14 protein-coding genes are annotated in these 13,622 nt (G+C 65.0%); 6 read left to right on the top strand and 8 right to left on the bottom strand.

The features are described from left to right. Positions 1 to 32: 32 nt before the first annotated feature. Complete coding sequence (locus tag ASF32_RS03125) at positions 33 to 1,037, bottom strand: D-glycerate dehydrogenase (RefSeq protein ID WP_056423577.1); 1,005 nt, start codon at positions 1,035 to 1,037, stop codon at positions 33 to 35. A gap of 294 nt (positions 1,038 to 1,331) precedes the next feature. On the opposite strand from ASF32_RS03125, the gene ASF32_RS03120 reads away from it, so the two are divergent. Then, on the top strand, positions 1,332 to 1,901 hold the full coding sequence (locus tag ASF32_RS03120) for an SH3 domain-containing protein (RefSeq protein ID WP_156467660.1): 570 nt from the start codon (positions 1,332 to 1,334) through the stop codon (positions 1,899 to 1,901). Positions 1,902 to 1,986: 85 nt separating this feature from the next. On the opposite strand, the gene irr is transcribed toward ASF32_RS03120, so the two are convergent. Next, entirely contained in the window at positions 1,987 to 2,493 is a 507-nt protein-coding gene (irr, locus tag ASF32_RS03115; RefSeq protein WP_056423575.1) for a Fur family transcriptional regulator Irr, read from the bottom strand. 305 nt (positions 2,494 to 2,798) lie between these two features. Here irr and fabA point away from each other — a divergent pair, with 305 nt between their 5' ends. The 4 genes from fabA to fabI all read left to right on the top strand — a co-directional run bounded on the left by fabA (position 2,799) and on the right by fabI (position 5,927). Next, on the top strand, positions 2,799 to 3,356 hold the full coding sequence (gene fabA / locus ASF32_RS03110; protein WP_056423573.1) for a 3-hydroxyacyl-[acyl-carrier-protein] dehydratase FabA: 558 nt from the start codon (positions 2,799 to 2,801) through the stop codon (positions 3,354 to 3,356). A gap of 119 nt (positions 3,357 to 3,475) precedes the next feature. Then, positions 3,476 to 4,702 carry a beta-ketoacyl-ACP synthase I gene (gene fabB, locus ASF32_RS03105; protein ID WP_056423571.1) on the top strand — a complete coding sequence of 409 codons (1,227 nt, stop codon included), beginning with the start codon at positions 3,476 to 3,478 and terminating at the stop codon, positions 4,700 to 4,702. A gap of 109 nt (positions 4,703 to 4,811) precedes the next feature. Beyond that, positions 4,812 to 4,934: a hypothetical protein gene (locus ASF32_RS26795; RefSeq protein WP_280136531.1), complete on the top strand. Its 123-nt coding sequence runs from the start codon at positions 4,812 to 4,814 to the stop codon at positions 4,932 to 4,934. Between the two features lie 165 nt (positions 4,935 to 5,099). Next, positions 5,100 to 5,927 (top strand): enoyl-ACP reductase FabI, encoded by an 828-nt coding sequence (gene fabI, locus ASF32_RS03100; protein WP_056423568.1) that lies wholly within the window; start codon positions 5,100 to 5,102, stop codon positions 5,925 to 5,927. Between the two features lie 13 nt (positions 5,928 to 5,940). Here fabI and ASF32_RS03095 read toward each other — a convergent pair whose 3' ends face one another. The 3 genes from ASF32_RS03095 to ASF32_RS03085 all read right to left on the bottom strand — a co-directional run bounded on the left by ASF32_RS03095 (position 5,941) and on the right by ASF32_RS03085 (position 8,694). Next, positions 5,941 to 7,002, bottom strand: a complete 1,062-nt coding sequence (locus ASF32_RS03095; protein ID WP_056423736.1) for an HD domain-containing phosphohydrolase — start codon at positions 7,000 to 7,002, stop codon at positions 5,941 to 5,943. A 307-nt stretch (positions 7,003 to 7,309) separates the two neighbouring features. Then, a complete protein-coding gene (gene dut, locus ASF32_RS03090) occupies positions 7,310 to 7,810 on the bottom strand; it encodes a dUTP diphosphatase (protein WP_056423567.1) in 501 nt (166 codons plus the stop codon). Beyond that, positions 7,807 to 8,694, bottom strand: a complete 888-nt coding sequence (locus ASF32_RS03085; protein ID WP_056423565.1) for a CoA ester lyase — start codon at positions 8,692 to 8,694, stop codon at positions 7,807 to 7,809. The genes dut and ASF32_RS03085 overlap by 4 nt, the downstream gene beginning before the upstream one ends. A gap of 745 nt (positions 8,695 to 9,439) precedes the next feature. Between ASF32_RS03085 and ASF32_RS03080 the strand changes: the two genes are divergently transcribed. Next, positions 9,440 to 11,671, top strand: coding sequence for an EAL domain-containing protein (locus ASF32_RS03080; protein WP_056423564.1), 2,232 nt, complete (start codon positions 9,440 to 9,442; stop codon positions 11,669 to 11,671). A 69-nt stretch (positions 11,672 to 11,740) separates the two neighbouring features. Here ASF32_RS03080 and ASF32_RS03075 read toward each other — a convergent pair whose 3' ends face one another. The 3 genes from ASF32_RS03075 to ASF32_RS03065 all read right to left on the bottom strand — a co-directional run bounded on the left by ASF32_RS03075 (position 11,741) and on the right by ASF32_RS03065 (position 13,512). After that, on the bottom strand, positions 11,741 to 12,106 hold the full coding sequence (locus ASF32_RS03075) for a hypothetical protein (protein WP_056423562.1): 366 nt from the start codon (positions 12,104 to 12,106) through the stop codon (positions 11,741 to 11,743). A 115-nt stretch (positions 12,107 to 12,221) separates the two neighbouring features. After that, positions 12,222 to 12,899 carry a transglutaminase-like cysteine peptidase gene (locus ASF32_RS03070; protein ID WP_056423560.1) on the bottom strand — a complete coding sequence of 226 codons (678 nt, stop codon included), beginning with the start codon at positions 12,897 to 12,899 and terminating at the stop codon, positions 12,222 to 12,224. 214 nt (positions 12,900 to 13,113) lie between these two features. Then, entirely contained in the window at positions 13,114 to 13,512 is a 399-nt protein-coding gene (locus ASF32_RS03065) for a DUF3775 domain-containing protein (protein ID WP_056423558.1), read from the bottom strand. Between the last annotated feature and the right edge of the window lie 110 nt (positions 13,513 to 13,622).

Below are 13,622 nucleotides of genomic sequence, written 5' to 3'. Positions count from 1 at the left end.
GCAAACCCGGCTCCGGGCCGGAGGCGGCGACGTCAGAGCATGCTGGGCAGAATCCGGTCCGGCGGACGATGTCCATCCATGAAGGTCTTGATGTTGATGATGACCTTCTCGCCCATATCGGTCCGGCTCTCATGCGTCGCCGAGCCCATGTGAGGCAGGAGCACGACCTTGCCGGAACGCGCCAGCTTGACGAGGCGCGGACTCACGGCCGGCTCCTGCTCGAACACGTCGAGGCCGGCGGCGGATATCTCGCCCGCTTCGATCAGGCGTGCGAGGGCCGTCTCGTCGATCACCTCACCGCGGGCCGTGTTCACCACGATCGCCTCCGGCTTCAGCAGCTTCAGACGGCGGGCCGAGAGGAGGTGGTAGGTCGCGGGCGTGTGGGGGCAATTGACCGAGACGATGTCCACCCGCGCCAGCATCTGGTCGAGGGATTCCCAATAGGTCGCGTCGAGCTCGCGCTCGATCTGCGCCGGTGCCTTGCGCCGGTTGTGATAATGGATCTGCAGGCCGAACGCCTTCGCGCGTCGAGCGAGGGCCTGACCGATCCGCCCCATGCCGACGATACCGAGGCGCTTGCCGGTGATGCGGCGGCCGAGCATCCAGGTCGGGGACCAGCCTTCGTCCCAATTGTCGTCCGGAATGATCCGGGCGCCTTCGGCGACGCGGCGCGCCACGGCGAGGATCAGCGCCATCGTCATGTCGGCCGTGTCCTCGGTGAGGACGCCGGGGGTATTGGTGACGGTGATGCCGCGCTCCAGTGCGACCGCCACGTCGATATGGTCGACGCCATTGCCGAAATTCGCGATCAGGCGAAGGTTCGGGCCGGCTTGGGCGAGGAGACCGGAATCGATCTTGTCCGTGACGGTGGGAACGAGGACGTCGGCTTCGCGCAAAGCGGCGGCCAGCGCCTCGCTGCTCATCGGCTTGTCATCGGGGCTGAGGCGAATATCGAACAATTCGCGCATGCGTGCCTCGACCACCTCAGGCAGGCGACGCGTGACCACAACGAGTGGCTTGCGCTTCAACGACGACATGCACCCTCCGCGAACGTTTCTGCTAGGCCGGTCTCTGCAGTGAGCCGGAGTTCATGCCGAGGCTTGACCTCGCATTAACCACGCATCGGCCAGACAGGTCCCATAGCTCCGACGCCTTGGCTGCCGGTTCCCGAGGCTTCTCTACCAGAGAGGGCACGGAACACAACGTACCCCCGCGCCCGAAGCATCGCGCGGGATCGCTAGACGAGGATTCACGATGCCGATCGTGGCCATGACGATCATGGAGACATGGCCGTCCGGGAAAATGACGATCGCGAACCTTTGGGAAGACCGATGATGCGCCTGCCTGGATTCCTGTTCTTCACCTGCCTGACGCTGGCCTCCTCATGGGCGGCGCTGCCTTCGAGGGCGATCGCAGCCCCTGCAGGCGCGGGCGATGCGAATCGCGGCCCCGCGACAGGCCTGCCCCTACCCCGCTACGCAAGCCTCAAGACGGATCGCGTCAACCTGCGCGAGGGACCTTCGAAGGATCACCGCACGCTGTGGGTGTTCCAGCGTGCAGGCCTGCCCATCGAGATCGTCGCCGAGTTCGAGACTTGGCGCCGTATCCGGGATTCCGAGGGGACCGAGGGCTGGGTGCTGCACTCCCTCCTTTCCGGCCGGCGCACCTCCATCGTCATGGCAGCCAAGGGAGGAGATTCTGCGATCCCGCTCCATGCGCGGGCGGAAGAAGGGGCGAGCGTGGAGGCGAAGCTCCAGCCCGGCGTCATCGGCAGCGTCAAGAGCTGCACCGGAAGCTGGTGCCGGGTCATCGTCGCGCTGCCCCAGAAGAGCGGCGACGTGGACGGCTATATCCGCCAGGACCGCCTCTGGGGGGTCTACCCCAACGAGAAGATTGACTGAGCGGGAACGCGCAGTTCGGCGGATATGAAAAAGGCCCGGCTGAGCCGGGCCTTTTTCATGATGGCGGGCAGGAGGTCGTAGAGGTTCAGGACTGACGCGCACCGTGCCGGCGGCGCAGGCGGACGATAACCTCGACCCCGGCGATCTCCATGCCTTCGGGCGCATCCGGGAGCGAATCGACGGTGATGCCGCAATCGGGCATGTCCAGCACCTGTCCCTCGTCTTCCAGGAAGAAGTGGTGGTGCTCACTCGGGTTGGTGTCGAAATAGGCCTTCGACCCGTCGAGAGCCAACTGGCGCAGCAGGCCAGCCTCGGTGAACTGGTGGAGCGTATTGTAGACCGTTGCCAGCGAGACCGGCACCTTGGCGCGCATAGCCTCGTCATAGAGCATTTCCGCCGTGAGATGGCGGTCGCCGCGCCCGAACAGGAGCCAGCCGAGCGAGAGCCGCTGGCGGGTCGGACGGAGACCGGAGCGGCGCAAACGGTCGCGCAGGTCGGACAGGGGACATCCCCGACGACCGGCAGCCGAAGCGGCGTCGAGGGGAGCGCCACGAGCGTTCAGCATGGCTTGCAGCGGCAGCGAGTTGGACATCGGCGGTACTGACATCTCACGTAAATAACACAATACAGCGGGAACTCTATACGAACCTCCCCCCTCGTCGCAACCCGAGCTGGTTGATGGGTGGCCACGCGGTGTGAACATGAGGCTTGTTTAAAGTCATTCCATTGAACACGACGAAAACGAGGTGTTTTGAGGCTCAAAGCCGCTGTGTTAACGAAGCGCCGCTCGCGAGCTCGGATCGTGTCGTGGCCCTGGATGGCCATGCGCGTCCGATGTTTCGAGGGCGATGTCCGGCGTTTCGATCGCGCCCTCCACCAAGGACCGACACACCGATCATGTCTTCCGATCCCGAATCGTCCGCCGCCGCCGGTTCAGCACAGACCGCCCCCCGCGCCTCCCACTACTCCCATGAGGAGTTGCTGGCCTGCGGTCGGGGCGAGCTGTTCGGTGCCGGAAACGCGCAGCTTCCCTTGCCGCCAATGCTGATGTTCGACCGCATCACCTCGATCGGGACCGAGGGCGGCGCCTTCGGCAAGGGTCATGTCCTGGCGGAATTCGACGTGCGGCCGGACCTCTGGTTCTTCGGTTGTCACTTCAAGAACGACCCGGTCATGCCCGGCTGTCTTGGCCTCGATGCTCTCTGGCAGCTCGTGGGCTTCCATCTCGGATGGCTCGGTGCCCCAGGGCGCGGCCGGGCGCTCGGCGTCGGAGAAGTGAAGTTCAGCGACCAGGTGCTGCCCACCGTGAGCAAGGTCGTCTACGGGATCGACATCAAGCGCGTGCGCCAGGGCAAGCTCGTTCTCGGCATCGCCGATGGCTGGCTGGAGGCGGACGGCGCCCGGATCTACGACGCCAAGGATCTGAGGGTTGCCCTGTTCCAGGCACAAAGCTAACCCCGCTGCCGGTGCATCTCGGGGCCGACCGCCATCGCGGTGGTTGAGAATGCCCCGACATCATCCTACCTGACACGCGTCGGTGCGACGGCGCTTCGGCGAAAGAGAAGAGCGTTTCCATGCGGCGTGTCGTGATCACCGGGATGGGCATCGTCTCGTCCATCGGCAACAACACCCAGGAAGTCCTTGCCTCCCTGCGCGAGGCCAGGTCGGGCATCGGCCACTCGGCCTCCTATGCCGAACTCGGCTTCCGCAGCCAGGTCGAGGGACGACCGAGCATCGATCCTGAGGGGATCGTCGACCGGCGCGCCATGCGCTTCCATGGCGGCGGCACGGCCTGGAACCACATCGCCATGGATCAGGCGATCAGTGACGCCGGCTTGGAGGCTGGGGACGTTTCCAACGACCGCACCGGAATCATCATGGGCTCCGGCGGGCCCTCGACGAAGGCGATCGTCGAATCCGCCAACCTCGCCCGGGAAAAGGGCCCCAAGCGCGTCGGCCCCTTCGCCGTCCCCAAGGCGATGTGCTCGACGGCCTCGGCGACGCTGGCGACCTTCTTCAAGATCAAGGGCGTGAACTATTCGATTTCGTCCGCCTGCGCGACGTCCAACCACTGCATCGGCAACGCCGCCGAGGTGATTCAGGGCGGGCGTCAGGACATTATTTTCGCCGGCGGCTGCGAGGATCTGGACTGGACGCTTTCCGTCCTGTTCGACGCCATGGGCGCCATGTCATCGCGCTACAACGACACCCCTGCCCGCGCCTCCCGTGCCTATGATGTCAACCGCGACGGTTTCGTGATCGCGGGTGGTGCCGGCGTCCTTGTTCTGGAAGAACTGGAGCATGCCAAGGCACGCGGCGCTCGCATCTACGGCGAGCTCGCGGGCTACGGGGCGACCTCCGACGGCCACGATATGGTGGCCCCCTCTGGCGAAGGCGCCGTGCGCTGCATGAGGCAGGCGATGGAAGGGCTCAAGGGCGCGAAGATCGATTACATCAACCCCCATGCCACCGCGACGCCGGTGGGCGATCTCAAGGAGATCGAGGCGATCCGCGAGGTCTTCGGGCGCGGCGACGATTGCCCACCGATCTCGGGCACCAAGTCGCTGACTGGTCATTCGCTGGGAGCCACCGGCGTCCATGAGGCGATCTATTCTCTCCTGATGATGCAGAACGGCTTCATCTGCGAGAGCGCCCATATCGACGAACTCGATCCGGCTTTCGCCGACATGCCGATCCTCAGGCAGCGCCGCGACAACGTTCAGCTCGGTCACGTCGTGTCGAATTCCTTCGGCTTCGGTGGAACCAATTCCACTCTAGTCCTGAAGCATATCGACGCTTGAACGGCTAAGCTTATCAAGCTCTACTTGGGTCATACTGTCCATATATCGGCCATTTTCTCGGAACCGCGAATTCGACTTCGCGTTTCCGGGATGGAGCCGAAAGTCTGTGATGGTGATGATCCTGATTTCCTTGAGTGCGCTGGCTGGCCTCGGTGTCGCGGCCACGGCCTGCATTCGGGCTAAGCAGGCGCTCTTCGACACCGCACTCGACGAGACGCGCGGCTATTTCTGATCGCTCGCCCTCCTCACAAGCCCAACGCGATAGTCGATCCGTACGAGGCTGGCACCCGAGTCCCGGTTCGCTGTGGGATTGGACAGTTCATCGATGCCCGCGCTAAGCGTCCTCGCAATGGCCGGAACTGTCTGACATTTCGGCGCGAGGGATGCGAGGATACGGATGACGGGTTTGATGGCAGGCAAGCGCGGCCTGATTCTAGGGGTCGCCAACGATCATTCCATCGCCTGGGGCATCGCCAAGTCCCTGCATGAGCACGGGGCCCAACTCGCGTTCACCTATCAGGGGGAAGCTCTCGGCCGCCGCGTGAAGCCACTGGCCGCCTCCCTCGGCTCCGATATCGTGGTCCCCTGTGACGTGGAGGACATCGCCAGTGTGGACGCGCTGTTCGCTACCCTGGACGAACGCTTCACCGACGGGATCGATTTCGTGGTCCACGCCATCGGCTTTTCCGACAAGGGCCAGCTCAAGGGCCGCTATGTCGACGTGACCAGCCGCGAGAATTTCTCGCGGACCATGGTCATCTCCTGTTTCTCATTCACGGAGATCGCGCAGCGTGCGGCCAAGCGGATGCGCAAGGGTGGCGCGATGCTAACGCTGACCTATGGCGGTTCGACCCGGATCATGCCGAACTACAACGTCATGGGGGTCGCCAAGGCCGCGCTCGAGGCATCCGTGCGCTATCTCGCGGGCGATCTCGGCCCGGAGGGAATCCGCGTCAACGCCCTCTCGGCCGGCCCGATGCGGACTCTGGCCGGCGCCGGCATCGCCGATGCGCGCCTGATGTTCAATCACCAGCGCGCCCACGCTCCCCTGCGGCGCACCGTGACCCTCGAGGAAGTGGGTGGATCAGCGGTGTATCTGCTCTCGGACCTTTCCGGTGGCGTCACCGGCGAGGTCCATTTCGTTGATTCCGGCTACAACATCATCTCGATGCCCCGGCCCGACGTGCTTCAGGCACAAGACGAGGCCGGCGTCGCCGACGCCTGATCCTCCACCCGGCTCAGGCGCTGGCCGGTTCGGGCGGGTTGCTCTCCACCAGCCCGAGAATGTCCTCCCAGCGGGACACGAAGGCGGCGACGCAATCCGGATCGAAATGGGTTCCGGCATGCTCTTCGAGGTGCCGGCGCGCCGCCTCGGGAGTCCAGGCCTTCTTGTAGACCCGCTCCGAAATCAGCGCATCGAACACGTCGGCGACGGCGACGATGCGGCCTGCTAGGGGGATCTGCGTCGTGCTGAGCCCCTGCGGATAACCGCCGCCATCCCAGCGCTCGTGATGGGTCAAGGCGATGTCGGAGGCGAGTTGCAGCAGATGCGAGGGGCTGTCGTACAGCATGCGATAGCCGCGGATCGCGTGGTGCTTCATCTCCTCGCGCTCGCTGTGGCTCAGCGGTCCCGGCTTCATCAGGATGCTGTCGGGGATGCTGATCTTACCGATGTCGTGCATGGTCGAGGCCAGGGCGATATCGTTGGCGTCTCCCTCCGACAATCCGAGGCCCTCGGCGATGGCGATAGCGCAGCCGGCGACCCGCGTGAGGTGGTCCCCCGCCTGATCGTCGCGGAACTCGGCCGCCAGCATCAGGCGGCGGATGATCTCGCGTTCCCGTGAGGCAGCCTCAGCGCCGGCACGGTCGACGTCACGGCTCATCGCATCCGATTGCCGGTCGAGTACCTGGCGAGCCAGAGCGAGTTCGAGCAGGTTGCAGACCCGGATCTGAAGGTCGAGTGGATCGATCGATCCGGTCATCACGTCGGTGGCGCCGGCCTCGACAGCCGGGCGCCGCAGGGCGGGAGAAGACCCGAGAAACAGGATTGCCGTGCGGGCGTGCCCCCCGTAGGCGCGCAGGTCCCGGATCACCGCCGGACCATCGATTCCGCTGTCGGGATCGTGCATCACGATGACGAGATCGGCCGGTTGGAATAGCTCGTCGCTCGCGGCAGCTTTCGCCCCGGTGACCAGCCGGATGGCGCAATCGAGACTTCGCAGGTTCAGGACGAGATGGACCGGCGCAGAGGCGCAGACGATGGCGATAAGGGCCGAAGCCGTCTCTACGGATGCGGGCATGGCAGGCATCAGAACACGGTCTCTCCCGACCTTCGAAAGCAGCGGCGGCTGCCGGACGATCCGGAAGACGGAACGCACGCGGGCGAGTCCGCGACGGACGCACGTTCCATCGCCGGAAGCACGGATACAAGGCTCATAGACGGAAATTGCGGCTGAGGATCGCGCCTCAGTTCTCTGACTTCGCGGCCCGCCTCCCGTGTCGCTTCTTGAGCGCTCTCCGCCGAAGTGGGTGCCGGTTCGGCGAAAAAGAGCGCGGCACAACAAAGGCCTGGAGATGTGCCCCGACCCAACGTGGTCGGGCGCAGCTCTAGCGCCGGCCGGTCGATCCGAATCCACTTTCTCCGCGCCCGGATGGGGGTTCGGATTCGTCTGGATCGAGCGCGTCGACGATGGTGAAGTCCGGCCGTGTCACGCGGGTGAAGACCAGTTGCGCGATCCTGTCGCCGGGATGGATGACGATGGTCGCCCTCGGGTCGGCGTTGCGGTTCCAGGCCGAGACCATCAGAGGCCCCTCGTAATCCGCGTCGATGACGCCGGTCCCGTTGCCCAGCACCAGCCCCTCGCGATGTCCGAGGCCGGAGCGCGGGAAGACGAGGCCGCACCAGTTCGGGTCGCGGATCAGTACGCTGAACCCCGCAGCGATCAGCACGGGGGGAGCCTGAGGGGTAAGGAGCAGGGGCTCGTCGAGACAGGCATGGAGGTCGAGCCCCGCCGCCGCTGACGACCCCCAGCGCGGAAAACCCCATTCCCGCAGGCGGTTGTCGCGGATGAGCAGACCGACTGTCGGGGCGGCGGACTCGCCGCTCACGCCGCCCGTGCCGCGATGACGTCGGCGAGCGCGACGATGCGGGACGCCTCTACCGCATGGAGCCGCTCGATCATCCGGCCACGGAACGCGATGGCCCCGCGCGTCCGGTTCTCCGGCTCGGCGAAGACAGCGATGATTGCGCGCGCCTCCTCGATCTCATTCTCCGAGGGGCCGAACAATTCGTTGGCGGTGGCGATCTGGCCGGGATGGATCAGCATCTTGCCATCGAACCCGCTATCGCGACCCTGCTCGCATTCGGTGCGGAATCCGCTCTCGTCTCGGAATGCATTGTAGATGCCGTCGATCACGTCGATCTCGTAGGCCCGTGCCGCCATGACCACGTTCATCAGCCAGGGCATCAGGGCCGGACGGCCCGGTACTCCGAGCCGGACCCTACTGGTCTTGGCGAGATCGTTCGGCCCGACGAGCAGGCATGACAGGCGCGTATCCACGTCGCGGGCGGCGCTGGCGATCTCGTTGATGTGCAGGATGGCCAGAGGCGTCTCGATCATGGCCCAGACACGGGTATGGTCCGGAGCTCCGAGCCGGCGCAGGCGAGAGCCGATCGACACGAGGGCATCGGGGCCGGAGACTTTCGGAATCACGATCGCGTCCGGTCCCGCCGGCGCGATGCGGGCGAGGTCGGCCTCACCCCATTGGGTGTCGAGGCTGTTGATCCGCACCGCGACCTCGCGCCGGCCATAGGGCCGGGAGGCCACGGTGGCGGCGACGGCGTCCCGTCCCTCCGCCTTCATCTCGGGTGCGACGCCGTCTTCGAGGTCGATCATCACGACGTCGGTGGGCAGGCCGCGCGCCTTTTCCAGAACCCGCGGATTGGAACCGGGCATGGCAAGGACGCTGCGACGCGGACGGATGTCGGTCATGGGGCGTCGATTTCCCTGAAGCCGTGGCGTGATGCACGGCCGGCGATACCGCTCGCCCTCTCCGGTTTCAAGCTCTCACACTGTGGCGGGACCGTCCGAGACCCGATGCTCGGGCGCCGCTCGGATTTCGTGCAGGCCGGTCCGGTCTCGAAACCAGAACACCCGCTTGAACGGATTCGCCCCGGATTCCGGATACGAGGATGCCAATCTTCGAGCGAGCAAAACCGCTTCGCTCCGGGTCTGAATGGCATGGGCCAGCGTCTTCCAGGAGCTTTCGCCGTCACTGCCAATTCTTCGGACGTAGATCGAATGCGCCATGATTGACCTCCGCTGAACGAAAACTGGATGAACAATAGTTATCATTCAAGTCGCCCCGGCGGATTGTGGTGGCGCCAAATTCCTCGAAGGTTAACAGATTTTAATATAATCTCAGTTATTTTTAGCCCCGCCCCACCACGGGCGAAAAGCGCTAGAGCAATAGTGGCAAAGCATTAGCGGTGGGTCGAACACAAAGCCAAGCTCCGGCGGAACCGTCATCGGGTTCGGCATTTAAGTTCATATCGCGTGGTCCGTTTCGACCTGGGGGGTCATGTGGGCCAGGCGAAAAGACCCGTGCGCGAAAACTTCCCGTCATCCTCACCCGATCTCTCGAAACTGCTCTTTGACGAGGCCGCCGACGTCGATACCACCCAATGCGTTGGAAGGTCCGTTAGCATTTGATAGCGTACGCTGGTGGAAACCGCTCATGATCGGTGCCGACGCCATGTTCCCGAGACCATCGGCACCCGCCGCAATCGATGACCGACACTGCCCGACACAGGAAGCCGCGAGGCTCGCCGCCCTGCGCTCCTGCGGCATGATCGGCGCGGGCTCCGATGCCGGCCTCGACCGCATCGTCAGACTGACCGCGTCGAGCCTCAGGATGCCGATCGCTTGGGTTTCTCTCATCGACGAGGAGTTCTCGTGGCTCGTAGCCCGGATCGGCGTCGACCTGCAGCGGATGCCGCGGCATGGCCTTCCCTGCGAACAAATCATCGCGCGTTCCGATGTCGTGGTCGTCAACGAGGGTGACGGCACGCCGGGCCACCGGGATGGCGGCCTCTTTCGCGATCTGCCGGATGTCCGCTTCCACGCGGGCGCCCCTCTGATTACAGGCGACGGCCACCGGATCGGCTCACTCTGCGTGCTCGATACCGAGCCGCATGCAGATTTCGACGAAGCAGACCGGGACAGGCTCGCGGACTTCGCCGGCCTCGTGATGGACAGACTGGAAAACCATCGGACGCAATCGGCCAACGCCGCGGTGTTCGGGTTCGCCAAGGCTGCCGAATATGCCCTGTTGGTCGTCGATGGCGCGGGTACGATCGCCTTCTGCAATCCCGCGGCTGAGATCCTGTTCGGGCATGGTGCGGGCGAGATGCTCGGGCGGCCCATCGAAATCATCATTCCCGAACCGCTCCGGGCCGCTCACGCGGCGGGATTTCGACGGATCGCCGCCGGGAACGCGTCACATCTCGCTGGCCGCACCATCGAGTTGATGGCCCTTCATCGCGATGGCAGCACGTTCCCCATCGAATTCTCGATGTCGCTCTGGCAGGAGCCCGGCGGGATCGGGATGGGAGCGCTCATCCGCGACATCAGCGAGTGGCGCGCCCGCGACGCCAAACTGCTCCAGCTGGCCCATCACGATAAGCTGACCGGCCTCACCAACCGTGCTCTTTTCGACGAGCGCCTGGATGGAAGCCTCTCGACGGACCGCTACGCCACGGTGATGCTGCTCGATCTCGACGGCTTCAAGGAAGTCAACGACAGTCTTGGGCACGCCGTCGGAGACGCGTTACTCCAGGCTGTGGCGATACGGCTGTCGTCCTGCGTCACGCCCGAAATTACGGTGGCGCGTTTCGGCGGGGACGAATTCGCTCTTCTCCTGCCGGGACAGGGCAACCCGCTGAAAGCGGAAACCCTCTCCGCGAGAATCCTCGAGATCTTCCAGACCCCGTTCCCTGTGGCGGGACACGTCTTCCATGTAGGCCTCAGCATCGGAGCGGCGATTGGTGGTCCCGGCGCCGCCCGCGACGAGTTGATCGCCGATGCGGATCTGGCGCTCTATCAGGCCAAGCGGGACGGGCGGCGCTGCTTCCGTCTGTTCGAACAATCCATGCGTAGTGCGGTCGTCGCCCGCCGGGCGCTGCACGACGAACTGACCCGGGCAGTGGAGCATTCCGAACTGGTGCTGCACTACCAGCCGCAGGTCGATCTGGATTCCGGTCGGATCATCGGTGCGGAAGCCCTGCTGCGGTGGGCGCATCCCAGCCGCGGCCTGCTGTTACCTGCCACCTTCATCGACGCCCTCGAAGCCCATCCCCTCGCGGCCTCCGTCGGCCACTGGATCGTCGACGATGTGTGCCGGCAATCCGCCATCTGGCGCTCTCTCGGCCTCCCGCCCCTGCGGATCGCCGTGAACCTGTTCGGCGCTCAATTGAGGAAAGGCCGGCTGGCGGGAGAGGTGATCGCTGCGCTCGAGCGTCACGCCGTGCCACCGAGCCTCCTCGAGATCGAGGTGACGGAACGGATCGCCCTGCAGGCCGACGACACCCTGCTGAACCCGTTGCGCGACTTGCACCGTCACGGGGTCTCCATCGCGTTCGACGATTTCGGCACCGGCTATGCCTCGCTCAGCTCGCTCAAGCGCTTCCCGCTGACACGGCTGAAGATCGACCGTGGCTTCATCCGCGACATCCTCACCGACCGCCATGACGCCGAGATCGTGCGGGCGGTACTCGGCATGGCTCAGAGTTTTGGCCTCGACGTCATCGCCGAGGGAATCGAGACGATCGAGCAGGATATGATGCTGCGCATGATGGGCTGCCGCGAGGGGCAAGGCTATCTCTATGGCCGGTCCATGTCAGCCGAGGCGCTGGCCGCCCTCGTCACGAATACGCGGATGGAAGGAAGAACCGGACCGAAAGCGGCCTGACGGAACCTTGTATCAACCCGCATTGGACCCAGCGGTCACGCGGAGAGGCGTCGATCGCGCGGCTCGGGCTCAGAGGGGGCGAGTCGCGCTGGCCTTCTGGAGAAGCCAGCCCTTGGCGCGCTGGATCAGGGCCGGGCGAACCCGCGACACATCCTCGTCGTCCAGCAGGGGAGAGGTGGACAGGGCGGCGAGATACGCCGCTTCACTGCCGCGGCAGGATTTCACGGCGGATTCAGCGGCGAACGTCCGGCTCGTCAGGACGGCCTGCAGGCCGAAATGGCGTTGAAGGCATCCGCGCCAGGACGAATGCAGGGTGGCGACTTCGGAATCCTGAGTTGAGACATGAGGATTCTCGGCCGACGCCTGGGATATGCAGGACAACGGGACCAGGGCAGCCAGCAGGATGCCTGCGGACACGCGGCTCAGCTTTGTCATGAGGAGAGTTTCCCGAACCCGGTCACCCTCGCCCATCCAAGCTTAACAAGTCGCTAATTCATCGCCTTTGAAGCGATCCCTCGACGGGATGCTGCCGCATCCGGGACCATGCTCTCTATCTGTTGGCCGTCGTCACCGGCGACGCGGCGCGGCCGAGGGAAACCCAGGCCATGGAGCTCTGGCTTTCGCGCTTGATGAAGGTGTAGCCGGTCTGGCGCCAGGGAAGGACATTGTTGGTCTTGTTGTCGAGGACGAGATCGCCGCGGTCGGTGATCAAGGTCAGGACGGCATGTCCCTCCCCCTTCTCGTCGATGACCACGGTCATCCGCATGGCCCGGCGCGGCAGGCCGGCCTCGGCGAGAAACTTACGCTTCAGAAGCTGAAAATCCTCACAATCGCCAGCGCCGGATTCCGCGAGGTCCCAGCGGTCGGCGACGCCGAGTTGCTCCATGTCGGTGACGGCGCGGATGGACTTGTTCACGCGGCGGTTCACCGAGACGATGGTGTTCCAGATTCCGGGGGTCAGGGTGATCGTGGCCGGCTCGGCGGCATTGACCGCGCATTCAGCGGTATAAGTCTCGCAGAACGTGACCCAGGCGCTGATGGGGCGGGCTGCGCCGGCGGTCGAGATGGCGCTTGGCACATTGGGCAGAGAGGCCAGCGTCTGAGCGGAAGCGACGTCCGGCACGGCGGCGAGGGACGCGAACGCGACACCCGAAACCAGGCTCAAACGCCCGATCGCCCGCCTAAGGGAGACGACCGCATCGTGGAACTTCGAAATCGCGATCCGCATGGCCGCCGCTCGTCCCGTTAATCTGTTGTTAACGAAAGTCTCACGGCCACGGGGGAACGGCAATCGGCGGGTTAAGAAAAGGTTAACGCTGTGGATTTCAGGGTATCGCGGCGAAAGCCGGGGGACGTTGCACGGGCGCCACGAGGGTCCGCACCGACTGCGCGCCGCACACTACCCGGCTGAGCCGTGGCAGGGTGCGGCGGCCCGAGACGCCCTACGCGTCGGGGATGTCCTGGCTGATGCCGAGGGCGGCGAGTCCTTCGTCGAGGAGGTCACCGGCATCGGGCGAGCCCATGATCTCGCGCAGGGCGCCTTCGCCAACGGCTTCGCGTTCGCGGGCGAAGCGGACCGCCTCCCCCCATTCTTCGGCTTCCATGTCGCCACGTCCGACATAGAGAAGAGCCAGGAGGTTGGCCCGCTCGTCATCGTTGAGACCGTTGATCATGGAGCGGATCTCCGATTCCGTGGCATCGTCGGCGCTCGACGTGAGGACGTCGGTGGCGCCGTCATCGATCGGGTTGGACCCCGAATCGGGATCGGTCGGTCCTTCCTTCACGTCCAGCGCCCTGACCCGGAGAATGATCTCGGTGACCTTGTCGACGGCGATATCCATGAGACGATCCTGTGATGCGCACCGCCGGCGGCGGCGTTTCCTGGCCGGACGCGACGGCCCTCGTGGGGCGCCGTCCTTGAGCAGCGTCAACCCGCCAGAGCCGCCACGGT

The sequence above is a fragment of the Methylobacterium sp. Leaf91 genome (assembly GCF_001422815.1).
Lineage (GTDB): Bacteria > Pseudomonadota > Alphaproteobacteria > Rhizobiales > Beijerinckiaceae > Methylobacterium.
The sequence above is the reverse complement of the archived record's forward strand: the minus strand, read 5'-3'. Positions and strand labels throughout refer to the sequence as shown.